The 25,307-nt window shown below is 65.9% G+C and carries 25 protein-coding genes; 19 read left to right on the top strand and 6 right to left on the bottom strand.

Translation table 11 applies throughout. The features are described 5' to 3' along the window. Both HHL15_RS11445 and HHL15_RS26910 read left to right on the top strand, forming a co-directional pair. A partial coding sequence (locus HHL15_RS11445) for a transposase (RefSeq protein WP_169145893.1) occupies window positions 1-271 on the top strand: 271 nt, incomplete at its 5' end. Between the two features lie 47 nt (window positions 272-318). Beyond that, the gene (locus HHL15_RS26910; protein ID WP_328825026.1) at window positions 319-1,824 is read left to right on the top strand and encodes a response regulator; all 1,506 of its coding nucleotides are present in this window, start codon (window positions 319-321) and stop codon (window positions 1,822-1,824) included. 253 nt (window positions 1,825-2,077) lie between these two features. Here HHL15_RS26910 and HHL15_RS11435 read toward each other — a convergent pair whose 3' ends face one another. From HHL15_RS11435 to HHL15_RS11425, 3 genes are read right to left on the bottom strand one after another with little or no spacing between them, the layout of a single operon-like run. Then, window positions 2,078-4,480, bottom strand: a complete 2,403-nt coding sequence (locus tag HHL15_RS11435; protein ID WP_169145891.1) for a TonB-dependent receptor plug domain-containing protein — start codon at window positions 4,478-4,480, stop codon at window positions 2,078-2,080. Then, entirely contained in the window at window positions 4,477-5,001 is a 525-nt protein-coding gene (locus HHL15_RS11430) for a YfiR family protein (protein ID WP_169145890.1), read from the bottom strand. Before HHL15_RS11430 ends, HHL15_RS11435 begins: the two co-directional genes overlap by 4 nt. Beyond that, window positions 4,998-6,272: a GGDEF domain-containing protein gene (locus tag HHL15_RS11425; RefSeq protein ID WP_169145889.1), complete on the bottom strand. Its 1,275-nt coding sequence runs from the start codon at window positions 6,270-6,272 to the stop codon at window positions 4,998-5,000. The genes HHL15_RS11430 and HHL15_RS11425 overlap by 4 nt, the downstream gene beginning before the upstream one ends. Before the next feature lie 678 nt (window positions 6,273-6,950). Between HHL15_RS11425 and HHL15_RS11420 the strand changes: the two genes are divergently transcribed. The 6 genes from HHL15_RS11420 to HHL15_RS11395 all read left to right on the top strand — a co-directional run bounded on the left by HHL15_RS11420 (window position 6,951) and on the right by HHL15_RS11395 (window position 9,945). Further along, a complete protein-coding gene (locus HHL15_RS11420) occupies window positions 6,951-7,445 on the top strand; it encodes a hypothetical protein (RefSeq protein WP_169145888.1) in 495 nt (164 codons plus the stop codon). Between the two features lie 185 nt (window positions 7,446-7,630). Beyond that, entirely contained in the window at window positions 7,631-7,996 is a 366-nt protein-coding gene (locus HHL15_RS11415) for a hypothetical protein (RefSeq protein ID WP_169145887.1), read from the top strand. 54 nt (window positions 7,997-8,050) lie between these two features. Beyond that, entirely contained in the window at window positions 8,051-8,500 is a 450-nt protein-coding gene (locus HHL15_RS11410; RefSeq protein WP_169145886.1) for a hypothetical protein, read from the top strand. A 41-nt stretch (window positions 8,501-8,541) separates the two neighbouring features. Further along, window positions 8,542-8,916: a hypothetical protein gene (locus tag HHL15_RS11405; protein ID WP_169145885.1), complete on the top strand. Its 375-nt coding sequence runs from the start codon at window positions 8,542-8,544 to the stop codon at window positions 8,914-8,916. Between the two features lie 56 nt (window positions 8,917-8,972). Next, entirely contained in the window at window positions 8,973-9,503 is a 531-nt protein-coding gene (locus HHL15_RS11400; protein ID WP_169145884.1) for a hypothetical protein, read from the top strand. Continuing rightward, on the top strand, window positions 9,493-9,945 hold the full coding sequence (locus HHL15_RS11395) for a hypothetical protein (protein WP_169145883.1): 453 nt from the start codon (window positions 9,493-9,495) through the stop codon (window positions 9,943-9,945). Before HHL15_RS11400 ends, HHL15_RS11395 begins: the two co-directional genes overlap by 11 nt. A 214-nt stretch (window positions 9,946-10,159) precedes the next feature. Here HHL15_RS11395 and HHL15_RS11390 read toward each other — a convergent pair whose 3' ends face one another. Continuing rightward, entirely contained in the window at window positions 10,160-12,157 is a 1,998-nt protein-coding gene (locus HHL15_RS11390) for a UvrD-helicase domain-containing protein (RefSeq protein WP_169145882.1), read from the bottom strand. 87 nt (window positions 12,158-12,244) lie between these two features. Here HHL15_RS11390 and HHL15_RS11385 point away from each other — a divergent pair, with 87 nt between their 5' ends. The 9 genes from HHL15_RS11385 (at window position 12,245) to HHL15_RS11345 (ending at window position 19,887) form a co-directional block, all read left to right on the top strand. Then, window positions 12,245-13,192, top strand: coding sequence for a homoserine kinase (locus tag HHL15_RS11385; protein WP_169145881.1), 948 nt, complete (start codon window positions 12,245-12,247; stop codon window positions 13,190-13,192). A gap of 108 nt (window positions 13,193-13,300) precedes the next feature. Beyond that, on the top strand, window positions 13,301-14,095 hold the full coding sequence (locus HHL15_RS11380) for a BPSS1780 family membrane protein (protein WP_169145880.1): 795 nt from the start codon (window positions 13,301-13,303) through the stop codon (window positions 14,093-14,095). A gap of 3 nt (window positions 14,096-14,098) precedes the next feature. After that, window positions 14,099-14,872 (top strand): BPSS1780 family membrane protein, encoded by a 774-nt coding sequence (locus tag HHL15_RS11375; RefSeq protein ID WP_169145879.1) that lies wholly within the window; start codon window positions 14,099-14,101, stop codon window positions 14,870-14,872. Beyond that, complete coding sequence (nadD, locus tag HHL15_RS11370) at window positions 14,859-15,521, top strand: nicotinate-nucleotide adenylyltransferase (RefSeq protein WP_169145878.1); 663 nt, start codon at window positions 14,859-14,861, stop codon at window positions 15,519-15,521. The genes HHL15_RS11375 and nadD overlap by 14 nt, the downstream gene beginning before the upstream one ends. Before the next feature lie 4 nt (window positions 15,522-15,525). Next, window positions 15,526-15,888, top strand: a complete 363-nt coding sequence (rsfS, locus tag HHL15_RS11365; protein WP_169145877.1) for a ribosome silencing factor — start codon at window positions 15,526-15,528, stop codon at window positions 15,886-15,888. Between the two features lie 34 nt (window positions 15,889-15,922). Next, a complete protein-coding gene (rlmH, locus tag HHL15_RS11360) occupies window positions 15,923-16,393 on the top strand; it encodes a 23S rRNA (pseudouridine(1915)-N(3))-methyltransferase RlmH (RefSeq protein ID WP_169145876.1) in 471 nt (156 codons plus the stop codon). Between the two features lies 1 nt (window position 16,394). Next, window positions 16,395-17,006 carry a Maf family protein gene (locus HHL15_RS11355; RefSeq protein ID WP_169145875.1) on the top strand — a complete coding sequence of 204 codons (612 nt, stop codon included), beginning with the start codon at window positions 16,395-16,397 and terminating at the stop codon, window positions 17,004-17,006. A gap of 150 nt (window positions 17,007-17,156) precedes the next feature. Beyond that, a complete protein-coding gene (gene rng, locus HHL15_RS11350) occupies window positions 17,157-18,611 on the top strand; it encodes a ribonuclease G (protein ID WP_169145874.1) in 1,455 nt (484 codons plus the stop codon). Between the two features lie 166 nt (window positions 18,612-18,777). Beyond that, window positions 18,778-19,887 carry a helix-hairpin-helix domain-containing protein gene (locus tag HHL15_RS11345; protein ID WP_169145873.1) on the top strand — a complete coding sequence of 370 codons (1,110 nt, stop codon included), beginning with the start codon at window positions 18,778-18,780 and terminating at the stop codon, window positions 19,885-19,887. A 37-nt stretch (window positions 19,888-19,924) separates the two neighbouring features. Here HHL15_RS11345 and HHL15_RS11340 read toward each other — a convergent pair whose 3' ends face one another. Next, entirely contained in the window at window positions 19,925-20,473 is a 549-nt protein-coding gene (locus tag HHL15_RS11340; protein ID WP_169145872.1) for a M48 metallopeptidase family protein, read from the bottom strand. A 136-nt stretch (window positions 20,474-20,609) separates the two neighbouring features. Between HHL15_RS11340 and HHL15_RS11335 the strand changes: the two genes are divergently transcribed. Next, complete coding sequence (locus HHL15_RS11335) at window positions 20,610-23,078, top strand: sensor histidine kinase (RefSeq protein WP_169145871.1); 2,469 nt, start codon at window positions 20,610-20,612, stop codon at window positions 23,076-23,078. A 6-nt stretch (window positions 23,079-23,084) separates the two neighbouring features. Here HHL15_RS11335 and HHL15_RS11330 read toward each other — a convergent pair whose 3' ends face one another. Further along, on the bottom strand, window positions 23,085-24,083 hold the full coding sequence (locus tag HHL15_RS11330) for a phospholipase A (RefSeq protein WP_169145870.1): 999 nt from the start codon (window positions 24,081-24,083) through the stop codon (window positions 23,085-23,087). Window positions 24,084-24,172: 89 nt separating this feature from the next. Here HHL15_RS11330 and HHL15_RS11325 point away from each other — a divergent pair, with 89 nt between their 5' ends. Further along, complete coding sequence (locus HHL15_RS11325; RefSeq protein WP_169145869.1) at window positions 24,173-24,985, top strand: helix-turn-helix domain-containing protein; 813 nt, start codon at window positions 24,173-24,175, stop codon at window positions 24,983-24,985. Window positions 24,986-25,307 lie beyond the last annotated feature (322 nt).

Genomic DNA, 25,307 nt, shown 5'->3' with positions numbered 1-25,307 from the left:
CGTGCGCAGCCATTGGGAAGTGGAGAACCGGTTGCACTGGTGCCTGGATGTTCAGTTTGGCGATGACTACGCACGCGCTCGCACCGGCCACGTTGCCCATAACCTCGCGTTGGTGCGCCATATCGCGTTGAACCTGATCCGGTTGAACACCTCGGTCAAAACCAGCATCAAGACCAAGCGATTGCTGGCTGCGACCTCGGATGAGTTTCGGGCTGCCTTGCTGGGGTTGGCGGTTGAGCCAGAGACCGACGGCGATGAGGAGGAGGATTGATGTCGGATGGGTAGCTGCGGGAGCCCTGTGCCGACCAGCATGTTGAATTGCACTGCTCGGTGAGTGACGAGGGCATCGGCATGAGCGAAGAGCAGCTCGGCAGGCTCTTCAACCCATTTACCCAGGCCGACTCCTCGACGACGCGGCGCTTTGGCGGAACCGGCCTCGGCCTTTCAATCAGCAAGCAACTGGTCGAACTGATGGGCGGACGCATCTGGGCAGAAAGCGCGCTGGGCCAGGGCAGCACCTTCCACTTCACCGTCCGGCTCAAATCCCTCAAACTCGATCGCCGCCTGGGCATTGGTAAATTTGGAACAAAACTGGCCGAGCAGGCGCAACGCCCGGTATTGATCGTCGATGACAATCCGGTCTCGCTCAAGATACTGTACCGCCTGACCAGCCAATTGGGCCTCAAGGCCGAGGTTGCCTCCAGCGGCTATGAAGCCGTCCGGAAAATGACCGCCTTACCCCCACCCGACTACCTGGCCTGCCTGATCGATTGGCGCATGGCCGGCATGGACGGTATTGAAACCATCCGGCAGATGCGAGCCATCCATGCCAGCCAAGGCATGACCGCCCCAAAGATGATCCTGGTCAGCGCCTTCAGCCACCACAGCGAGCTGGATGCAGTGGCCCACGAAATCGACGGGGTGCTCGCCAAGCCGATCTGCGCCCGCCACCTGTATGTGGAACTGGCCAGCAGCCTGGGCATGCTGGGCAACGAGGCGCCCTTGCTGGAACGCCGCAAGGCCACAGCACAAGACTGGGCACGCTTCAGCGGCATCGACATTCTTGTCGCCGAGGATGTCGAGATCAACCGGGAAGTGATCGGCGAGTTGCTCGCCAACGTGGGACTGAGCGCGCGCTTTGCCGTCAATGGGCAGGACTGCCTGTCGGCGGCATTCGCAAAGCGCCCGGACGTCATCCTGATGGACGTGCAGATGCCGGTCATGGATGGCTACACAGCCACGCGACAGTTGCGGGAAACCATCGGATATGCGGACCTTCCCATCATCGCCCTGACCGCCAACGCCCTGCAGGAGGAGCGCGACCACTGCCTGCAGGCAGGCATGAACGGACACGTCGCCAAGCCCATCCGCATGGAGCTGCTTTACGCCCAGTTACTGGCCTGCCTGCCCTGCTGGCAGGCAAAGACGCCCCCCCAGGACGGCAGGATCCAGGCCGGTGGCGACGCCCCACCGGCAGCCGTCCCTACCCCGGAGTTCCCCGGTATCGACGTGGCGGTCGGCCTGACCCACGTACGCCGGCTGCCGCTCTACCTGCGCCTGCTCGCCAAGTTCCGCGACACCCACGGCCGCATGTTCGAACGCGACTACCTCCAGGCCCGGGCCGCTGACGACTGGGGCACCCAGGTGCGCCTGGCCCACACCCTGAAAGGCACGGCGCGCACCCTGGGCGCCTTCGACCTGGGCGAAGCCGCCGCAAGCCTCGAAGAAGCAGCCACCCGCCACGACCGGGATGCCTGCGGCCTGCACCTGCGCGAGACGCAGGATCAACTGCAGGTTGTGGTCAGCGGACTGCAGGGGCTTTGAGCCAGGCCACTAGGCACGGACTTGAAAGTTTCAAGCTGCACCGATGCATCTCGGCAGCGGCCTTCAGGCGCCCGGACACCGTCTGGAAGGTTCTTCAAACGTCACGGAAGCGGGCATCTTTGACCGTGATTGAGCGGCCAAAACGCTTGCGTCCTGGCGGAGCCCCGCAATGCGGGCTAGCCGTTGCGGCTGAACAACGGTTCGAGGGGGACACCACGACAAAACCATGCCAAAGGGATTTTCAGGCCCCACCTCAGAAATCCACCCCCACCCGCAGGTAGTAATAAGCCCCGTTATAGCCAAACGGCGCGTACTGGGAATACTGGATCACCTTGCCGGCCCCCACCAGGCTGTCGTCGGTCCGGCCCCATTTGTCGGGTTTGACGTCGAGGAGGTTGACGCCGCCCAGGGCCAGGGTGATGTCCTTCTTCAGGCGCACGGCGAGCTCCCCGTCCACGGTCCACTTGGCGGCGAAGGACACCCGGTCGTAGGCGCTGACGCTGTAGAACTTGCCGAAGCGGTTGAGGTTGAGCACGAGGTCGTAGAGGCCCTGGCTGTATTTCGACCAGAGCTTGATCGCATCGGCCGGCTGGCCGCCCTCGATCAGCACCTTTGTGAAGGGGTCGAGGATCAGGTCGGTCATGTTGACGCCCAGCACCTCCGGGGCCTGGTTGACGTCGGTGATGCGCGTGCGGCTGCGCTGGTAGGCGCCGACCAGCTTGAGGCGTGCGCCATTCTCCAGCTCCTGGCTGTAGTCCAGGCGCAGGTCGAGGCCGCGCGTGCGGGTGGCGATGGCGTTGGTGAAATACACCGCGCCGTCGATGTTGTTCTGGGCCAGGATGGCGGCGGCCTGGGGGCTGAGGGAGGACAGGCTGTAGGCCGAGATGTAGCCGGTGGGCAGGATGCGGTCGCGGATCTCGGTGACGAACACATCGGCGCTGGCGGTCAGTTGGGCGGAGGGCTGGAAGACCATGCCCAGCGTGAGATGGCGCGACTTCTCCGGCTTGAGATCGGTGGCCCCGAGGGCCCGCGCCACCGGGTGGTCGACGGCGAAGTTGCCCCAGAACTGGGCCGCGGCGTCGTTGCTGTTGCGATACGTGCCGGTGTAGGAGAAGTGGCTCTGCGACAGGGACGGGGCGCGGAAGCCCGTACTCAGGCTGGAGCGGAACAGCAGGTCGTCGGTGGCGCGGTAGCGCAGGGCCAGCTTGCCGTTGAGGGCCGAGCCGAAGTCGCTGTAGTGCTCGGCGCGGGCGGCGGCGTCGAGCATCAGCCTTTTGGAGACTCCGTATTTCAGGTCGCCATACAGGGAATGGGCCTGGCGCCCGGCCGACACTTCGTTGTCCGGGCTGAAGCCGGGAAAGCCCTGGGCGCCGTAGGCATAGTTGTCGGCGCCGCCCAGCATGTAGGAGGCCGGCTCGCCCTTGACGATGCGGTAGCGCTCCTGGCGGAACTCATAGCCGGCGGCCACGGTGTGGGGCCCGATCTTCTTGCTGAAATCGGCGTTGAGGATCTGCTGGGTGTAGCGCGTGGCGCCGCTGTCGAAGGAGGTGGGCGTGGCCGCCCCCAGGGAGGTGTTGAGGGAGTTGTTGACGTAGAAGTGGTAGTCGTTGTGCCCGTGGGTGTAGCTCAGGTCCCAGCGCGCCCCGTCATCGAGCACGCCGCGCACGCCGGCGGTGGCGGAGAAGTCGAGGATCTTCGGCTCGATGCGCGGCAGGAAGCCGTCCGGGTACACCGCCGCGACGTTGCGGTAGTCGCCGGCCGTACGGTAGAAGGCCCCGGCGCTGCTCCGCCGCTGGTCGTACAGGCCGTGCAGGTAGAGGGTGGCGTCGCCGCGGGGCAGCTCGGCATTCAGGGCAAACAGGCCATCCTGTGTATCCGTGTCACCAAAACGCGTGTTGATGCGGCCGCCGTCGCCGGCATCCGGGCCGGCCCGGTTGGTGGCGCCGCGGTCGCGCCACTCGGCGCTGAGATTGACGAAGCCGTCGCCGGCCAGGGGCAGCGAATGGAACAGGGTCGCCTGCCGGGTGATGCCGTCGCCCTCGCCGGTGCGCCCGTAGGTGACGGTGGCCTGGCTGTGCTGCCCGTAGCCCTTGAGGATGATGTTGATGATGCCGGCGATGGCGTCCGAGCCATACTGCGCCGCCGCGCCGTCGCGCAGCACCTCCACCCGCTCGATGGCGCGCAGCGGGATGGTGTTGAGGTCGACACCCGAACTGCCCCGCCCCACCGTGCCATTGTTGTGCAGTAGCGAACTCTGGTGCAGGCGCTTGCCGTTCACCAGCACCAGCACCTGGTCGGGGTTGAGGCCGCGCAGGGTGAAGGGCGGCGCGTGATCGGTGCCGTCGGTGATGCTGGGCCGCGGCGCGTTGAAGCCGGGCACCAGCACCGCCAGGGCCCGCAGCAGTTCGGTCTGGCCGGTGGACTGGAGCTGCGCCGAGGTGATGATGTCGATGGGCACCTCGGCATCCAGCGCATCGCGGGCGCCGCCGCGGGAGCCGACCGCGGCCTTGGCCTGGGTCTCGACCCGCAGCAACTGCTCCAGCGGCCGCTGGTAGTAGTCGTTGCTTTCCTGGACAGCCTTGTCGGTCACCTTGTCGGCCGCCGCTGCCGTGCCGGCCATGGCGAACAGCAGCGCGGTGCAATGCAGGGGCCTCATGGTTTGTCTCCCCGCAGCACCGTGGCGATCGACAGCAAGGGCGCGCCGATGCGCAGGCCGGACTTGAGGGCCGCGGCGTGGTTGATCTTGATGCGCGCCTTCTGCTCGATGAAGTCGAGCTGGATGATGCCGCCGCTCTCGGCAAAGCCCTTGGCCTCGCTGATGGTCAGGATGCCGTTGCGCTGGGCGTGGTCGATGGCGGCGGCGCGGGCGGCCGAGCTGCTCAGGGTGATGAACAGGGCATCCGTCTCGCCCACCTGGTCAAGCCGGTTGGCGTAGCGCAATTCGATCGGCTTGTTGTGGATGCGCTTGTCGCGGTAGAGGTCGTCGAGCAGGCTGCCGAAGGGGTTGTCATCGAGCAGGGTGATCACAAAACGCTCCCGCGGCCTGGCAGGCCATTCGATGTAGCTGGCAAAGCGGCCGATGAACACCGCCTCGAGCTTGCGCTCCTCATCGCCGGCCTGTACCGACGGCACCTGCACGCACAACAGCAGCAGCAAACCCCACAAGAACCTCTTCACCCCACCTCCTCCTGCGCCACGACACAGCGGTTGCGACCGGCCGCCTTGGCGCGGTACAAGGCCTTATCGGCAGCCCGGATCATTTTCTCGATATCCCCGGCGGCGGACTGCGGCACCGCGGCATGCACCCCCAGGCTCACCGTGACATGCAGCAAGGCACCCGGCTCATATTCAATATGGCGGGCCTCGACCCCGGCCCTGATCCGCTCTGCCACGGCAATGGTCACCTCCGACGTGCCGCCATCGCAGACCACCAGGAACTCCTCGCCCCCCAGCCGGGCCACCAGGTCATACTCCCGCGCGCTGGCCAGCAAAACCTGCGCCACCTCCTGCAACACGAGATCGCCCGCCGGATGGCCGTAGAGGTCGTTCACCTTCTTGAAAGCGTCGATGTCGAGCATGATGACCCCCACCGGCTCGGCCTTGCGCCGGGCCCGCACCACCATGGTCTGCAGCACCTCCATGGCATGGCGGCGGTTGGCCAGGCCGGTCAGGGCGTCGGTGGTGGCCAGCCGGCTGAGCCGGTCGTCGCGCTCGCGGATGTCCGCCAGCATGGCGTTGAAACCCTCATGGAGATCGCGGAACTCGTCCCGGCGGTCGGATTCGAGCACCACGCGGTAATTCTTGGTCCGTGCCACCTCCCGCATGGCGCGGATCAGGCTCATGATCGGGCGGGTGAACATCGACTGCAGCTTCACCGACAGGAACAGCAGCAGCACCAGCGTCACCACCGAGGTAACGGCCTGCAGCAGGACCAGCTCGCGGATCTTGGCCCACAGCAGGCGGGTGTCGGACACCACCGCCAGCAGGCCGATGGGCTTGCCCTCGAAGAACACCGGGCGCAACACGATCATCGAGCCCTCTTCGATGTGCTCGACAAAGCCATCCTCCCGGCGCAGCAGGTCGGCGTTCTCGCGGATCCTGGCGCGGACGCCCTCCAGCCGCGCAGTCACGTCCGCCCTCCCGCCCGCCGCACGATACTCCGCCAGCGGCTGCCCGGCCTCGTCATGGACCACCGCAAACTGGATGTGCGGATCCGCCCGCAGCGCGGCCAGCAGGGTCCGGGCGCTCTCCCCGTCATGGAAGGCCAGGGCCGCGCGCATGTTCTCGCTGATCACGTCGGTCAATTGGTGGAGCACGCGCAGGGACGACCTCGACTCGCTCAGGTAGGTCGAATAGATCGTGATCACCGAGGAGATCAGCAAGGCCAGCGCCGCACTCAAGCCCAACAGGACTATCAGCTTGTAGCGAATCGAGATCCTGTCAAACATCTGCTCTGCCGGTCATGCGCCTGCGTGGATCACCGGGCCGGAACAGCCCCCGCAGGGCAGGTCTTGTTTATTGTTGTGCTCAGGCCCGGAACCGCACGCACACCGCGCAGACCCCAGGCCGCCCGGGAGATGTTACCCCAAGCCCGGGAGTGATCCTGCCTGTTGCAGGGCGGGGTGTCTATCTCGAGGACTTCTCGAACACCTACCCACCCGCCGCCGCCATCAAGCACGGATACCTTCTGGCATGCAAAAGAATGAATCGCCATTGCCCAATAGACATATTCCCCCCAACACACCTGACGCTGCGCGGTGAGGTTGCGCAGCGCCGGTCATATCCGACCTTAGGACACCTCTTGTCTGAAACTGCCGCCCAACTTCCCGAATGGCATAATCACTGCTATCGTTACGGCCATGTCTGAACCTTTGCGCCCATCCTGCGCTCCCGCAGCCTTCCCGGTCGTTGGCTTTGGCGACGCCATGGTGCCTGCCCCTTAGCTGCGACATGGGGCCTCTCATGAACAAGCTCGATGGGCAGACGGAGATGCCAGAGCCCTCCAGTCCGCATACTCGTGGCAGCATTCTCCGCTCAGACCGGAGGACGACCAGTGACCGCGAGGCTCACCCCGACCGCAAACCAGGCTGTCTGCCGTCGGCGGCGCTTGAACACCGGGACGCTCCATGATCCAGGCACTTGAGCCGTACTCCCGCCAGATGGTGGAGGACTTGTTTTTCGTCTTCCCCGAATGGAAGAGCTTTCTCTCCGTTGTCACGGAAGACGGCCTCAACTTCTTCCTCATCGAAATCTCGCCCTTTCCCGGCGCCAAGGCCGGCCCACTTGGCATTACCTCTCTGCACAACGAGGAAATCACGGTCTCCTTTGACTCCTGCCACCATCACTACGCTTCAGTACTTCCCTCCTCCCAGGAACCGACAGGCGCCATCACCTTCATACAGCAACTGCTAAATGAGGATCTTGCAATCGTTTCGTATCTTTGCAGCGGCGACGATCTAATCAAGGACGGCGTATTTTCCGGGTCAGCCGTACCCGTGGCGGAAATCCCGAACACCAACTACGAGTACTACTACGCCAATGCTCTACGCATTCGGTCATGGAAAGGCACCTACGACGACGACTTCCCCGCGCCCTATGTCAGCAATAAGCCAAATCGCTGACCCGCGCCACACCCCAACAACCCAGCAAACCGGCGCAAAGGGCCGCGCGGTTCGCGTGCATCCACGTTAGGCGATCATGGCCACATACGATCGAAAGGACTCCTTCGAAGCGGAACAACTACATCACACCGCATCGGATGACGACATCGGTGAGATGCAGCGCTTGGTCAACAGCGGCCACTCGCTTGAGCTTTTCGGCGAACTCGGTCGAGCCCCTCTCCCTGTGGAAGGGCTGCATTACAAATGCCGTGGAATGGCTTCTTGCGTCAGCCGCTCACTTCAACATTGAGGTGCATCACTTGGACCCCCAAGACCTTCTCTCCAACGAGTTTGTTGTTTGCTGGGATACAGAGCTGGCCAGCCTTCTCATCGCTCACCCCGACGCAGCCAAGTTCCCTGAGGCTCTTGTTCAGATTCGGTCGCAGACGCTTCAGGGCATGAGTTGGCAAGAGGCGTCTCAGTTCATTGGCGAACGCCTCATGCTGTTGATGCCGGAGCTCCGCGCGCGCTACCTCGACCCTTCCATTGACATGCTTCGCGGTGCTGCCTGAACACCCTTAACAGCTAACGGCCTTCGGCCGCGGGCAAACTCGAGCATCAAACCGATGACCAAGCACCTTGATGAGCTGAAGTATTGGCGTAAGGTCTGGAGAAGGGCGCGTACCCTGCGCGTCGATGTCTCCGGCGAAGCCTGGTGCAACCATTGGCACCAGCACCTTGACTGGGACGGCCGGGGCAGTCGCAGTCGCCTTGAGCACAGAAAGCACATCAGGCCGTTGATGCGTGCCTTCTCAAGAGTACGGCAAGAACTGGCGCACCAGGACAAGCCACATCAGGTCTATGTGTGCATCCATCCGATCGATCCGGGCTCTGATGCAATCTATGTACACACACCCAATCCTCACTCCGAGTTCCCTGCTCACTTCGACGACTTGAAATTCATCTCCGTGCTACCGCCATTGCTGATGGGCCTGATTTCTTTGGCGCACTACCAGGTAGGTATTGGGGAGTACAAGGGGCAGAAGTGGTACACCGTTCTTCCGAGGCAATGCTGATGCACCGAGATCGGTACAAGGGTTCCGCCGGGAGGAGGAGCATGAAGGACCTTGGACTTCTGCTTATGCTGCTTCCCGCCATTGCAGGTGCAGAGGTCATGGATAAAGTCGGCACCTTGAGTCTTGTTTGGTCGTGGGGCGTGGGGCTGACAGCTGCCGGCTATATGGCGGGCCGCTATCGCCCTTGGTTGTTGGTTGGGGTTTTTCTTTTACTGCTCGTTTTATTCGGCGCCTTGATCTCCGACGTCACGTCCGCAGACATAGGCCCCACCATCCAGAGCGAGGCGGGGTCGTTCTACATCGGCAGCGTCTGGACCTTCCCTTTTCTAGTCGCACTCAGCGCAGCCCTTGGTACGTGGTTTCGTCGTCAAGCGGCGCACCCCGAGCCAACCCCTGATGCCCCGCGCAAGCCATGAGCACTCATCCGACAAAACCGCGCAGCGTCGCTTTGCATTGCACAGTGGACCTCAGCATGGATAGCGACGCGACGGTTATTGCATTGGTCGAGGCGGCATACGCTGAGGTTGCCCGGCCCGAGCATTTCACAAACCACCTGCACTGCGACGAATGCGCAGAGCACGACCACACCCTTCTGGGTGGTGAGCGTGGCAGCCTGAACTTGGAGCACGTCGGCAAACCAGAGTGGGACCCTCTGTCCTTCTGCACACCTCAAGGCAAGGCGTATTACATGCCCGACCTGGTCCGGCTTGCCCTTGCGGATAGGGCAGAGTATGCCCCTCCATACTGGCGACAACTGCTGACCCACCTTGCAGGCGACGGCCCACGCAGCGCCCTGATTGCCTACTGCACACCTCCTCAACGTCAAGCCGTTGCAGCTTTTCTTGAGCACCTCATCGACACGCGCCCCTGCGAAGTCGAGTTTCATGATTCAACCGATGAACTCCTTCGCGTGCATGGATACTGGACCGATGAGACTTCATGGGTCGGCCGAACGGACACCCGCAACGCCTCCAGTGACCGTGGAGCAACACATGATACGTAAGCCGATACGCCTGGCACTTGGCGGCGCAGTGGCCGCTGTCGCGCTGCTCATCTCGTTCATTGCCGGCGCCTATATCGGTTCCGTTCAGTTCTGGCAGATGAATAGTTCCACCAGAGCCTACCTGTTGGTTCGCGATCTGCAGGAAATACATGCAGGATCTTACGAGAAGCGGGTCAAGACCAAGGAGATGGAACTTGACATTGAGATAATGCAAGCTCTCAGTTTTCTGGAGTCCGGACACCCCTGGTTATTCTGGCCTTTCTCCGAAGGATATGATCACGACACGTACTTACGCACCGTTGCCCTCTATCGGAAGGCACATCCACCCATCACAGCAACGCTAGACTGTTGCGAAGACGAAGAGCTGAAGAAGGGCATGGACGCCTATCGGGCTGAGGTGGCACGTCGAACAACGCAACTCATCGAGCGGTATGGCAATTAATCCGGCGGCAGGCACCAACGTCCATCGCCAACTGGGTTGAACCGACTGGACATGCGCGTGCTCCAGCCCTTGGCGCAGGTCATTTACTCGACACCACACCCCGGCCAATCGCCCTCGACGAAGCCCGTGGTGATCCGGCGTGTCGAGTGCTCTTCATCGGGCTGCGCAGCCCCTCCGGCGGGCCTTCCTGACTTGAAAGGGCCCGGGCAGGCCGCTACCCCGCCCCGCCCGGCTTGCCCAGCATCGCGCGCAGGTTGGCGATGCGCGCCTTGGCGTCTTCCCTGGTCACCGGCTCGGCCGACTTGCGGTCGCTGCGCCGGATGCCGTCCATGCCCATCTCATCGATGAAGCGCGACGGGTCGCAGGTGCGCACGTCGCGGCCGGCCTTGCGGCGTTCGCAGTAGCTGATGGTCAGGCTGCGCTGGGCGCGGGTGATGCCCACGTACATGAGGCGGCGCTCTTCCTCGATCTTGTCCTCGTCGATGGAGGACTGGTGGGGCAGCAGGCCTTCCTCCACCCCGACCAGGAAGACGTGCTTGAACTCCAGGCCCTTGGAGGCGTGCAGGGTGGCGAGCTGGACCTGGTCCAGTTCCTCGTCGTCCTTGTCGAGCATGGTGATCAGGCTGATGGTCTGGATCATGTCCATCAGGGTCTTGCCGTCCTCCTCGCCCTTGCGGCCGAGCCAGCCGGTGAAGTCGCCCACGTTGCTCCACTTGGTCTCGGCCTCGCGGGGCTCGCAGCTTTCGTACAGCCAGGCCTCGTAGTTGATGGCCTTGACCAGGTCGTTGATGACCTGCCCGGCGGGCTCCCGCGGGGCGCGGTGGGCCATGCGGTTCATGAAATGGCAGAACTCGCGCAGCCCTTCCAGCTGGCGGGCCGCCACGTGCTCGGCCACCCCTTCCTCGAAGACCGCGGTGAACAGGCTGATCTTGCGGTTGGTGGCGTAGCGGCCGAGCGACTCGATGGTGGCCGGGCCGATGCCCCGCCGCGGCACGGTGACCGAGCGGATGAAGGACAGATCGTCGTCCTCATTGGCGATCAGGCGCAGGTAGGAGCACAGGTCCTTGATCTCGGCGTTTTCGAAGAAGCTGCGCCCGCCGGAGATGGCGTAGGGGATCTTGTGGTTGCGCAGCTGCTGCTCGAACAGGCGGGCCTGGTGGTTGCCCCGGTAGAGGATGGCGTAGTCCTTGAAGTGGGTGCGGTGCTCGAACTTGTGGGCGGACAGCTTCATGACCACCGACTCGGCCTCGTGCTCGGGGGTCTGGAAGGCCACCACCGTGACCGGGTCGCCGGCGCCGTGCTCGGACCACAGCTTCTTCTCGAAGAGCTTCTCGTTGTTGGCGATCACCGTGTTGGCGGCGTGCAGGATGCGCGTGGTGGAGCGGTAGTTCTGCTCCAGCTTGATGACCTTGAGCTTGGGGTAGTCCACCGGCAGCTGGCGCAGGTTCTCCACGTCGGCGCCGCGCCAGGCATAGATGGCCTGGTCGTCGTCACCCACCGCGGTGAAGGCGCCGCGCACGCCGGTGAGGAGCTTGAGCAGACGGTACTGGGCCCGGTTGGTGTCCTGGTATTCATCCACCAGCAGGTAGCGCAGCTTGTTCTGCCAGCGCTCGCGCACCTCGGGGTGCTCGTCGAAGAGCTTCACCGGCAGGCGGATCAGGTCATCGAAATCCACCCCCTGGTAGGCCCGCAGGGTCTTGTCGTATTCCATGTAGAGCAGCGCCGCGGCGGAGGAGATCTCGTCGTTGGCGAGGTGGGCCGCCTCGTTGGGCTCGACCAGCGCGTTCTTCCAGCTGGAGATCTGCCACTGCAGGGCCTTGGCCCGGCTCTTGTCGGTGTTGCCCGTCATCTCGGCGATGATCTGGGTGGTGTCGGTCGCGTCGAGAATCGAGAACTGGGGCTTGAGCCCCAGCAGCGCGGCCTCCTGGCGCACGATGCGCACCCCCATGGCGTGGAAGGTGCACACGGTGAGCCCCTTGCTGCCCCGCCCGCCCATCAGCTTGGTGATGCGCTCAAGCATCTCCTTGGCCGCCTTGTTGGTGAAGGTGATGGCCGCGATGTTGTGGGGGTTGAAACCGCACTCGGTGATCAGGTAGGCGATCTTCTGGGTGATCACGCGGGTCTTGCCGCTGCCGGCGCCGGCCAGCACCAGGCACGGGCCGTCCAGGTAGTGGATGGCTTCCCGTTGAGGGGCGTTGAGGAGGAGCGACATGGTGTGCTGCAAAGGTCGGGCTGAAGCTGGGATGGCATTCTACCGCGCCCTGCAGGGGGCTCCGGATTGTTGTAAGCTCGCCCGATCATGTCCGTCTTCACCCCCGTCACCGACGCCGACCTCGCCGCCTGGCTGAAGAACTACGCCATCGGCCGCCTGGACGACCTGCAGGGCATCTCTGCCGGCGTGCAGAACAGCAACTTCTTCGTCACCACCAGCCTTGGCCGCTACGTGCTGACGCTGTTCGAGACCATGCCGCGGGCCGAGCTGCCCTTCTTCCTGCACCTGATGGCCCACCTGGCCCGCCACGGTCTGCCGGTGCCGGCCCCCATCGCCAACCGCGACAACGAATACCTCGGCACCCTGTCGGGCAAGCCGGCCGTGCTGGTGACCCGCCTGGCCGGCAGGTCGGTGATGGAGCCGGGCACCGCCCACTGCTCACGCATCGGCGCCATGCTGGCCGGCCTGCACCTGGCCGGCATGTCCTTCGGCCGCAAGCAGGGCAATGCGCGGGGGGCCGAGTGGCGCCAGGACTGCGCCGCCCGGGTGCGCAGCCACCTGCCCGATGACGAGCGCGCCGAGCTGGACGCGGAGATCGCCTTCCAGGCCGGCTTCGACCTGCGGCGCCTGCCCCAGGGGGTGGTGCACGCCGACCTGTTCCGCGACAACGTGCTGTGGGACGGCGACTTCATCGGCGGGGTGATCGACTTCTACTTCGCCGGCGTGGATGCCCTGCTGTTCGACGTGGCCGTCACCGTCAACGACTGGTGCGCCGGGGCCGACGGCCAGCTCGACACCGCCCGGGTTGCCGCGCTGCTGGCCGGCTATGCCGAGGCGCGCCCCTTCACGGCGGCCGAGCGGGCCGCCTGGCCGGCCGTGCTACGCGCCGCCGCGCTGCGCTTCTGGCTGTCGCGGCTGGAGGATTTCCACCAGCCACGGGCCGGCGAGATGGTGCTGGTGAAGGATCCGGGCGAATACCGGCGCATCCTGCGACTGCGCGTGGAGGCCGGCGGGCTGCCGGCCCTCCCCCTGTGATTTTCCTTCTGTCGCTGACTGCCGGTTTGAACTGGGCCGCCAATTTGGGCTAGCATCTCGGTGCGCTGCAACATCCTGATTTTTCATTCCGTTTTCCAACGCCCCACCATGAACGAACCGGCCCATCCGGCACCCCACCCCCACAGCGACGCCCGCCACCCCGCGTCGCGCCACGTGCCGCCCACCGAGGCCCTGGTCTGGCTCAAGGCGGGCTGGCGCACCTTCACCGGCAATCCGGGCGTGTGGGTGGCGATCAGCGTGATCTTCACCATCATGCTGTTCGTGCTGGGGCTGGTCCCGCTGCTGGGCTGGGCGGTGGTGCTGATCGGCTTCCCCATCATGGTGGCGGGCATGGTGCTGGGCTGCCACGACCAGGCCGCCGGCCGGCCCCTGCGCATCGAGCACCTCTTCGCCGGGCTGCGGGTGCACTCCGGCAACCTGGCCCTGGTGGGGGTGTTCTACCTGCTCGGCGGGCTGATCGCCGGCTTCGTGTCGGCCATCATCGGCGGTGGCGCGGCCCTCACCGGCTACGTGGTCGGCGCCCTGGCCGGCCTCGGCCTGGGCCTGATCAGCGGGGTGGTGCTGGGCAGCATGGTGTTCTCCATCCTGTGGGTGCTGCTGATCACCGCCCTGTGGTTCGCCGCCCCGCTGGTGGTCTTGCGCGACACCCCGCCCCTCGACGCGATGAAGCTGTCCCTGTCGGCCTGCTTCGGCAACTTCGGCGCCTTCGTGCTGCTCGGGGTGCTGATCTACGTGCTGATCTGGGTCGCCATGATCCCCGCCGGCCTGGGCGTGCTGGTGCTGGTGCCGGTGCTCGCCGGCACCCTGTACGCGTCCTACCAGGACATCTTCGGCACCCCGCCGGCGCTGCCGGCGCCTGCCGAGGCGCCCACCGCGGAGTAAGCCATGCAGGCACGCATACTGCCCGCCCACCGCGGCTGGGCCTGGATCCTCGACGGCTTCAACCTGTGGCGGCGCAACCCAGCCCTGATCACCTTCCTGGTGTTCGGCTCGTCGCTGGCGCTGCTCGTCATCGCCGCCGTACCCTTCATCGGCCAGGTCCTGATGTCGCTGATCATGCCGGCCCTGTCCCTCGGCATCTTCAACGGCTGCAAGGCGGCCGCCGAACGCCGCAAGGCCGGGCCGGACATCCTGGTCTCCGGCTTTCGCCAGAACTTCCCCGAACTGGTCAAGATCGGCGGCCTGTACCTGGCCGGCACCCTGGCCGTGATGGGCATCAGCCTGCTCATCGACGACGAGATGAACATCAAGCTGTCCAAGGCCCTGCTCGGCAAGACCGACTGGGACGATGCCCTCGACGACCCGGCCTTCAGCCTCGCGCTGCTGGTCGCCACCATCGGCTCCACGCCGGTCATGATGGCCTACTGGTTCGCCCCGCTGCTGGCCGGCTGGGGCCGCATCCCGGCGGGCAAGGCCCTGTTCTTCAGCTTCGTGGCCTGCATGCGCAACTGGCGCGCCTTCCTGGCCTACGGCGTCGGCCTGATGCTGATCGCGCTGGCTGCCGCCATCCTGATCGGCGTGCTCGAGCTGGTCTCCCCGCTGCTCGCCCTGCTGCCGGCCCTGGCCTTCCCGGTGATCTTCATCCCGGTGATCTTCGCCAGCTTCTACGCCAACGCCCTCGACGTGTTCGAGCGCATCGGGCCCGATGACGCTGCCTGACGCAGGTGGCGGCCCCCTGGGCCTGTTCGGCGGCACCTTCGACCCGATCCACTACGGTCACCTGCGCCTGGCCGAAACCGCCCGCGAAGCCCTCGGCCTGGCGCGGGTGCGCCTGATCCCCGCCGGCCAGCCACCGCACCGGGCGGCCCCCGGCGCCAGCGGCGCGCACCGCCTCGCCATGGCCCGCCTGGCCACCGCCGACAACCCGGCCTTCGAGATTGATCCAGCCGAGGTCGAGGCGCAGCAGGCCAGCTTCACCATCCTCACCCTGGAACGCCTGCGCGCAGCCCTCGGGCCGGAGCGTCCGCTGGTCCTGCTGCTCGGGCTCGACGCCTTCCTCGGCCTGCCCGCCTGGCGGCGCTGGGAGGCCCTCTTCGACTTCGCCCACATCGCCGTCGCCAACCGCCCCGGCTACAGCCTCGACAGCGCGGCCCTGCCACCGCCGCTGGCGGCACAGCTGGCTGCCAGGCACGCCACCGCGGCCGGGCTCGGCGACACCCCGGCCGGGCGCATCGTGCCCTTCTCGATGACGCCCCTGGCCATCTCCGCCACCGACATCCGGAGCCGGGCGGCGGCGGGCCACAGCCTGCGCTATTTGCTTCCGCCGCCGGTTCTTGACTATATTTCCCTGCATCAACTCTATTCCTGAATCAATGGACATCAGCCAATTCGAAAGCCTCGTCGTATCCGCCCTTGAAGACATCAAGGCCAAGGACATCGAGGTCATCAACACCACCCGCCTGACCGCCCTCTTCGAGCGCGTCATCATCGCCACCGGCGACTCCAACCGGCAGACCCGCGCCCTGGCGCGCAACGTCGCCGACAAGGTCCGCGAGGCCGGCGAGCAAGTCCTCAGCATCGAAGGCGAAGACTCCGGCGAATGGGTGCTGGTGGACCTGGGCAGCATCGTCGTGCACGTCATGCAGCCGGCCGTGCGGGCCTATTACAACCTCGAGGAACTGTGGGCCGGCACGCCACTGCGCGCAGGCCGCCCGTCCATCGCCCGCAGCGCCTGAGCGGCACGCGCCGCCGCCAGCGCTCTCCGACGCCATGAAACTCCTGCTCGTCGCCGTTGGCACCCGCATGCCCGACTGGGTGGACACCGGCTTTGAAGATTTCGCCCGGCGCATGCCCCGCGAGTTGCCGCTGCAGCTCATCGAGGTCAAGGCCGAGCCGCGCACCACCGGCAAGACCGTCGAAGCCATGATGGCGGCCGAGGCGGTGCGCATCGAAGCCGCCCTGCCAGCCCGCTGCCGGCGGGTCATCCTCGATGAACGGGGCGAGGACATCAGCTCCCGGGCTCTGGCCCGGCGGCTAGAGAACTGGCAGGCCGGCGGCGACGACGTGGCCATCATCATCGGCGGCCCGGACGGACTTGACCCCACCCTCAAGGCCAGCGCCCACGAGACCATGCGCCTGTCCAGCCTGACCCTGCCCCATGCCCTGGTGCGGGTCATGCTGGCCGAGGCCATCTACCGGGCCTGGAGCCTGCTCAAGAACCATCCCTACCACCGGGAATGAGATGAGCCATCCGCCGATCTACCTCGCCTCCAACAGCCCCCGCCGGCGCGAGCTGCTCAAGCAGATCCACGTGGGCTTCGAGCCCTTGCTGTTCCGCGGCGCGGGGCGCCACGACGACGACATCAACGAGGACACCCGCCCCGGCGAGGATGCGGTCACCTACGTGCAGCGGGTCGCCCGGGCCAAGGCCGAGGGCGGCATCAAGCGCATCCGCTGGCGCAACCTGCCCCCGCGCCTGCTGCTGGCCGCCGACACCACCCTCGAGCTGGACGGCGAGATCATTGGCAAGCCCGACAACGGTGAGCACGCCATCGCCATCCTGCGCGAATTGTCCGGACGCACCCACCAGATCCTCACCGCCGTGGTGGTCACCGACGGCGAACGCTACGCCCAGCGCCTGTCCACCAGCCAGGTCCGCTTCCGCCCCATGCAGGACGCGGAGATCCGGCGCTACGTGGCCACCGGCGAAGCCGCCGACAAGGCTGGCGCCTACGGCATCCAGGGGCGCGCGGCCGTCTTCGTCGAAGAGATCCGCGGCAGCTACACCGGCATCATGGGCTTGCCCCTGTTCGAGACCGCCGCCCTGCTGCAGGAATTCGGCTATCCTCTCTGACCGGCTGCGGTTTCACCCAGACAGCCGGGCCATTAGGAGAGAGACACTGACCAGCGCGTGGTTCACCACCACGCCACCGATGCCGGACGAGCGGCGATCGGCGATGGCTTCGCACGGGGCCATCGCCCATCTCCGTTTGCCACCCGCATCATGTCCGAAGAATACCTGATCAATTTCACCCCTCAGGAAACCCGCGTCGCCCTCATGCAGCAGGGCGTCGTCCAGGAAGTGCACGTCGAGCGCACCGCCAGCCGCGGCATCGTCGGCAACATCTACCTGGGCCGCGTCGTGCGCGTGCTGCCGGGCATGCAGTCCGCCTTCATGGACGTGGGCCTGGAGCGCACCGCCTTCCTGCACGTGGCCGACATCTGGTCTGACCGCCATGCCGGGGAAGCCGTGCGCCCGATCGAACGGATCCTGTCCGAAGGCCAGAACCTGATCGTGCAGGTACTCAAGGACCCCCTGGGCACCAAGGGCGCCCGCCTGTCCACCCAGATCTCCATCGCCGGCCGCATGCTGGTGTACCTGCCCCAGGACAAGCACATCGGCATCTCCCAGCGGATCGGTGACGAAGCCGGCCGCGAAGCCCTGCGCGAACGGGTCAGCCGCCTGCTGCCGCCCAACGAGCCGGGCGGCTACATCGTGCGCACCATGGCCGAGAACGCCTCCGACGACGAACTCGCCGCCGACATCGCCTACCTCAAGAAACTGTGGGCCGAGATCCGCAACCGGGCGGTCGGCGCCCGCCCGCCCTTCGTGCTCTACCAGGACCTCAACCTGGCCCAGCGCGTCCTGCGCGACCTGGTCACCGACGCCACCACACGCATCGTCGCCGACTCCCGGGAGAACTTCCAGAAGCTCACCAGCTTCGCCAGCGAATACATGCCCCAGGTTCAGCCGCTGCTCGACCACTACACCGGCGAGCGCCCGCTGTTCGACCTGCACGGCGTGGAGGCGGAGATCGAGAAGGCCCTGGCCCGACGGGTCGATCTGAAGTCCGGTGGCTACCTGATCATCGACCAGACCGAGGCGATGACCACCATCGACGTCAACACCGGTGGCTTCGTGGGTGCCCGCAATTTCGACGACACCATCTTCAAGACCAACCTGGAAGCCGCCCAGGCGATCGCCCGCCAGCTGCGGGTGCGCAACCTGGGCGGCATCATCATCGTCGACTTCATCGACATGGAGAGCCCCGAACACCGCAACGCCGTGCTCGAGGAATTCCGCAAGGCCCTGGCCCGCGACCACACCAAGATGACGGTCAATGGCTTCACCAGCCTCGGCCTGGTGGAGATGACCCGCAAGCGCACCCGGGAATCCCTCGCCCACCTGCTGTGCGAACCCTGCCCCACCTGCAGCGGGCGCGGCGAGGTCAAGACCGCCCGCACGGTCGCCTACGAGATCCTCCGCGAGCTACTGCGCGAGGCGCGCCAGTTCAACGCACGGGAGTTCCGCGTGCTGGCCGCCCCCAATGTGATCGACCTCTTCCACGAGGAAGAGTCCCAGTCCCTGGCCATGCTGTCGGATTTCATCGACAAGACGATCTCGCTGCACCCCGAAGCCAGCTACGCCCAGGAGCAGTTCGACATCGTCCTGCTCTGATGTGCCTGACATAAGCGCACCAACACAGTGCAAGCCCAGTATTGGTGCGGCTTTCCGGCTTTTTGCGCCCCGACTCGGTGCATCCAAAAATTCAATCGCCAAGAGATTGACGCTGCCATCGGCGCACCCGCAGAATCCGCGACCTCGCATTCCGGCAGGATTCCCCATGACCACGTTCCAAACCCTCCAGGCCCCCCTCAGCGCCGCCTCCAGCGCCATCCGCATCGGCTTTGAACACGGCTACGCCTTCGATGGCGACCGCGTCCGCCTCGACGCGGAACTGCTGGTTGACGATCCCGCCGCAGCCCTAGGCCAGGAATGGGCCTTGCAACTGTGGGCCTGCGACACCCCCTTCGACGGCCGTCCCGTTTCCGCCGCCAAGATCGCCGAAATACCGCTTGCCGCGCCCGGCGACAGCGGCACCACCTGGTTCAGCGCCTCCACCGACGCCTTTCCGCCGGCTGGCCGTGCCGACCACAACCTGGTGCTGATCCTCGCCGCCGGCCAGGATGGCTGCTTCGCGCAGGTCCAGGACTACGTCAACTTCCCCCGCGCCGAGAGCTTCATGCAGCCGCGCCTCGACGGCACCAGCAGCTTCAGCCTGGCGGAAGACGGCGTCACCATGGCGGTGGAGCGCATCAGCAACCCGCGCACCGAAGACAACCTGAGCGGCTCCCTGGCCCTGGAACTGTGGGCCCTGCCCGCCCCCTACCAGGCCGGCGAGCCGGAGGGTCAGCCCCTGGTCAGCGTCGCCCTCGGCAGCCTGGCCGGCCAGCAAGCCTGGCAGGATCTGGCCTTCACGCAGGCCCTCGCCACCCACCCCGCCGGCACCTGGCACATCGCCCTGCTGCTGCGCGAATGGTCGGCCAAGGGCTACGTGACCCGTGACTTCAGCAACTTCCCGCTGCCGGTCACCTGGAACGCCGCGCCTGCCGCCGCTGCACCGGCAGAGGAAGCACCGGCCGCCGCGGCAGTTACCGCGGAAGCTCCCGCCAAAGCTGCCGAATCTGCGGCCGAGCCGGCCGCGGGCCCATCCGCGAGCAAGGCCAAGCCGGCCGCCAAACCCAAGGCCGCCGCAGCTGCTGCCGCGGCGCCGGCCAGCGTATCGATCAACACCGCGACCGCCGCCGAGCTGGCTGCCGTCAAGGGCCTGTCCAAGGCGGTGGCCGCCGCCATCGTGGCCGCCCGCCCCTTCAAGAGCCTCGACGAACTCGTCGGGGTCAAGGGTATGGGCGTGAAGAGCTTCGACAAGCTCAAGGGCAGCCTCAGCCTCTGAGCACTGGATGCGGGCGGCGCCAGCCGTCCGCCTCACCTCAGCCTGGCGCGGGCGGCGCGGTGCCATCCGGCACCCACAGGCGCTGCCCCTGGGCCTCCTCCCAGCTCAGCCAGGCCCGCACATCAAACTCCAGCTGGTGGTAGTCCGGCTCCATCCGGCAGCACAGCTGGTAGAAGGCCTTGTCGTGCTGGCGCTCCTTAAGATGCGCCAACTCATGCACGACGATCATGCGCAGAAACTCCGGCGGCGCCTCGCGGAACAGGGTCGCGACACGGATCTCCCGCTTGGTCCTGATCTTGCCTCCCTGCACCCGGGCCACCGTGGTATGGGTCCCCAGGGCGTTGTGGATGCTCTGCAGCTTGCCATCGAAGCCCACCTTGCTGAGCGGCTCGGCATTGCGCAGGTAGCGCGACTTCAGCTCAGTCACGTATTCGTACAAAGCGGTGTCGTTGCGCACCTCATGCAGGACCGGGTAGCGGGCACGCAGCCACGGCCCCAGCTGGCCCTGCGCCAGCAGTGACCTGACCTGGGAGACCAGTGACTCGGGGTAGCCGTGGAGATATTTCAGGGCAAGCTGACTCGGCATGGGCGATACTTGAGCGAAAGATTAAGGATTCTATCGTCCGATGCGGTGCTTGCACTCTCCCGGTTTCCCCGGGCAACATCGCCCGGATACACCGGCAAGCCAGCCCACCTCGAAATCTGGTGCCCGATACCGACCGATGCGCAGCTCCGTCCCCCTGACCGGTAGGAACCCTCCCCCCCGCCAGCACCCCGGGCTGCCGGCCGGTCTGTTTGCCGTGTACCTGCTGCTCATCACCCTGGTCATGCCCGCCGCCGGGCACGCCGCGGACGAAACGCCCCCGCCGCGCATCCTCCACATCGATTCCTACGACCCGGGCAATGCCTGGGGCCGCGAAACAGGCCAGGGGATCCGGGAGGTCCTCGGCAGCCGGGCCAGGCCAGTGGAACTGTCGGTGGAATACCTCGACAGCCGCCGCTTCCCCGACCGCAAGCAGGAGGCGATCATCGCCGATGCGCTGGGCGCCAAGTACCGCAACTTCCGGCACGACCTCATCATCGCCTCCGACAACGCGGCCTTCGATTTTGCCCTGCGCTACCGCCAGAAGCTGTTTCCCGGCCAGCCCATCGTCTTCTGCGGCTACAACAACTTCATGCCCGAGGTGATCCGCAACGTGCCGGACATCACCGGGGTCAATGAAGAGATCGACATCCCGGCCACCGTGGCCCTCGCCCTCAAGGTGCATAGCGGCATCAGGAAGCTCGTCTTCATCCTGTCCACCGGCGACACCAGCAGCGCCATGAACACCCGCGACGCAGAGAGCCGGGTCTTCCCGCTGCTGCGCCAGCAGCACGAGCTGATCGTGCTCAAGGATGCGACCATGGCCGAGATCCGCGGCCGCCTCGCCGGGCTGGGCAAGGACAGCCTGGTGTTCCTGGTCGGCCAGACGTCGGACCAGGGCGTGGGACGGGCCCTGACTCCCATCGAGAACGGCCGCCTGGTCGCCGCGGCCAGCCCCGTCCCCGTCTACGCGTTCTGGGACTTCCACCTGGGCACCGGGGTGATCGGCGGCCACGTCCTCAACGGCCGCGACCAGGGCCGCGAGGCCGCCGCCATCGCCCTGCGCATCCTCGATGATGAGGCGCCCGCCTCCATCCCGGTGAAGATGAGCTCACCGACCCGCGACATCTTCGATCACACGGTGTTGCAGCGCTTCGGCATCGCACCGGACAGCCTGCCCAGAGGCAGTACGGTCATCAACGCGCCGATCGGCTTCTGGGACCGGCACCGCACCGAGATCCTGGCAACCGCGCTGGTCCTGGCCCTGCAGACCGCCCTGATCCTGTCCCTGGTCCGTGTTGCCCGCCAGCGCCGCCAGGCCCTCACCGACCTCAACCGCGAGCGCGACCTGCTCGAACAGCGTGTCGCGGAGCGGACGGCCGAACTGGCCGACATCAACACCCGCCTCAAGGCCGAGGTGGACGAGCGCCGGCTGGCCGAGAACCGCCTGCAGGAGGCCGTACGCTTCAGCGACGCGGTGCTCCAGGCCTCACCCGTCCCGATCGGCGTCTACGAGGCGGCCGGCCCCTGCGTGATGGCCAACGCAGCCTACGCGCGCGTGGTCGGAGCCACCCTCGCCCAACTGCTGGAACAGAACTTCCGCCAGCTCGAGACCTGGAAAGCCGCGGGCCTCCTGGACGACTGCCTGCACGCCCTCGACAGCAACATCCAGCAGCAGCGGCAGATCCACGTGGTCACCTCCTTTGGCCGCGAGATCTGGGCCGACTGCCTGATCCTGCCGGTGCAGATCCGCGCCGAGCGCCACCTGCTGATCCAGTTCGTGGACCAGACCGAGAAAACCCGCATGCTCCGCGAGCTGGAACAGAACCGCCAGCAGCTCGAGGAACAGGTCGGCCTGCGCACCGCCGAACTGCTGGCGGCCAAGGAGCTGGCCGAAGCCGCCAACCGGGCCAAGAGCAGCTTCCTCGCCAACATGAGCCACGAGATCCACACGCCCCTCAATGCGATCCTCGGCTTCACCTCGATGATCCGCGGCAAGATCGACGACACCGGTCTGCAGATGCGCCTGGACAAGGTCATCAGCGCGGCACGGCAACTGCACCTGGTTCTCGACGACATCCTCGACCTGGCACAGATCGAGGCCCGGCGCATGCAGATCCACGAGCGGCACTTCATGCTGGCCGAGCTGCTGCAGGACGTCCTCCGCGCCACCGGCGAAAGCCTGCGCAGCAAGGCCCTGGACTACCGCGTGGACATCACCGGCATGCCCGCACAGCTACGCGGCGACCGGGCCAGGCTCGCCCAGATGCTGATCAACTACATCAGCAACTCGGTGAAATTCACCCCCTGCGGCTTCGTCGCCCTGCGCATCCGCATCCAGGACTATCGCGGCGAGCGCCTGCTGGTGCGTTTCGAAGTGGAGGATTCCGGCATCGGCGTGCCCCTGGAGGACCAGGAGCGCATCTTCCTGAGCTTTGAGCAGGGCGACGCCTCGCCGACCCGCCAGCATGGCGGCAACGGCCTCGGCCTGGCCATCAACCGCCAGCTGGCCGAACTGATGGGCGGCCGCAGCGGCGTCAGCAGCACCCCGGGCAAAGGCAGCACCTTCTGGTTCACCGCCCTGCTCGGACGCGTTCCCGAAACCTGAACGCCCCTACAGCCAATCCACCAGCGACACCCCGAAACCGAAGGTGGTCTGGCGGTGGTTGTAGTCGATCAGGGTCTCGCCGTAGCCGCTGAACAGCTGCAGATAGCCCTTCAGGTTGCGGTGGATCGGGAAGCTCCAGTCCAGCTGGGCAGAACCGCGGCTGTCGAACAGATTGCCGCGCAGGTTCAGGCCGATGCCGTGCTCACCCAGCTTCCACATGGCCTGGATGTCGCCATTGCCCAGGTAGCGGGTGATGTCCGGGTTGTCGTCGTTGCTGCTCTTCTCCTCGAAGCGGTGCCAGCCGCGCAGCAGCAGCGCAAAATCGCCCCGCTCCACCCCCACCTGGGTCATCAGCCGGTTCCAGCTGCGCGACAGCGGCTGGGCGCGTCCGTTGGACTGGTGGTTGATGCCCACCGACAACATCTTCACCTTGAAGCCCAGGCCCGCATCCAGGTTGCTGCGAAACACCGCCATCAGCTCGGGCTCGTAGTCCGTCTCGCGGAAGGGCGAGGAATTGCTCTTGTTGTACACCTGCCAGTTGGATTGCTGGGTATAACCCAGCCACAGGTCACCGTGGTGGCCCACCAAGCCTTCCCACAGCTTGGTCTTGAAACTGATCTGATACTTGGCCTCCACCGGCGCCACGTCCATCGGCTCGGTCACCGTGTGGTCCCGGGCCGGCGACCCCGGCTGCCGGTTGGGGGTATTGCTCCATCGGCCCAGCAGCAAGTAGGTCGGCCGGTACGGACGGATCAGGAAGGTGCCACGCTTGTCCTCCGCATCCAGCTCCCAGCGGGCGCTCAGCGCCGTGTTGCCGGTTTCTACAGCGGGTGGCGCTTCCTGGTGGGGCCGCCCCACGGCCTGGTCATAGCAGGCCAGGCGTTCGGTATTGTCGGCAATGGCGGCACAGGTGGACGGTTCGCCAGCGTAAGCCTGCGAAACGCAGCACAACAGGATGAAGAGCGCGGCGCTGCCAGGCCCCTTCGATCGATTGGGATGCCGCATCAAGAACACTCCGGAGCAGGTCAGGGCCTCGAATTGTGGGCGCCACGCGCCATACTGTCGAGCCGGAAAGCCTCTTAAGCGGAGAACAGATGAAGTCCATACGGGCCCTCGAGCGCGGACTCGAAGTCCTGCGCCTGCTCGAGCAGCACGAAGGCCGGGCACTGCAGGATCTGCACCTGCGCACCACCCTGCCCAAGCCCACCCTGCTGCGCATCCTGCACACCCTCGAAGCCGCCGGCCTGGCCTGGCGCGCCATCGGCGACGGACGCTGGCGACGCAGCGTGTCCCTGCACATCGGCAGCCGCCCCGCCGAACGCAACCTGCGCTTCGCCGAGCTCGCCGCCCCCCACCTCGCCGCCCTGCAACGCAAAGCCTTGTGGCCTTCCGACCTGCTCATCTACGACAACTTCCAGATGGAACTGGCCGAAAGCTCCCGACGCCTCTCCGGCCTGGCCATGAACCCGCGCTACCAGATCGGCTTCCGGGTGGACCTGATCCTCTCCGCCCCCGGCCGCGCCTGGCTCGCCTTCTGCCCCGACGCAGAACGCGAAGCCGCCCTCGCCCACTACGCCGAACATCCCCCCGCCAACCCCCTGAGCGCCCGCGTATTGAAAGCAGGGCTTGACGCCCTCCTCACCGAAACCCGGCAACAAGGCTATGCGGTCCGGGATCCGGGCTTCGGCGGTGCAGAGGAAGACATCAGCGTGTTCGACGACGGCTTCGACGCCATCGCCGTCCCCATCCTCACCCCGACCGGCGTCCCCGGCTGCATCAACCTGGTGTGGCCACGGCGGTACAAACTGCGCAGCAAGGTCGTGGAAGCGCATCTGGAGGATTTGCAGGGTACGGCGAGGGCGATTGCGGAGGGGTTGGGGGAGGGTCGGGGGGGAGGCGGTGCGTAGTTTTGGCGGGGTGAGGGGAGCTGCGGTCCCGGGCAAGGGTTGGTGGTTGCTGGGCTCAAGCCCGATGGGTGAGGGGCGGCTTTTCGGCCTTTGCTGACGCTCATGGTCAGCAGACGGAGTGGCAGCTATGCGGCAGTCAGCTGTCGCCCAGGCTACGTCAGGGCTGAACGACAGCTTTCCCGGCTGCCAGCAGACTGGATCCGACCCAAAGCGGACGTTCGATCTGGAACGTCCGATGGCTGCTTCCAGCGATTGCGGTCGTTGGTGTTCGAAGGCCCAGTCTACGCTGAACAGCGAAAAACAGTTGTAGTCGCCGGAGAAC

The organism is Zoogloea dura (assembly GCF_012927165.1).
Classification (GTDB): Bacteria; Pseudomonadota; Gammaproteobacteria; order Burkholderiales; family Rhodocyclaceae; genus Zoogloea; species Zoogloea dura.
Note: the sequence above shows the minus strand (reverse complement) of the source record. Positions and strands in the feature narration are given on the sequence as shown.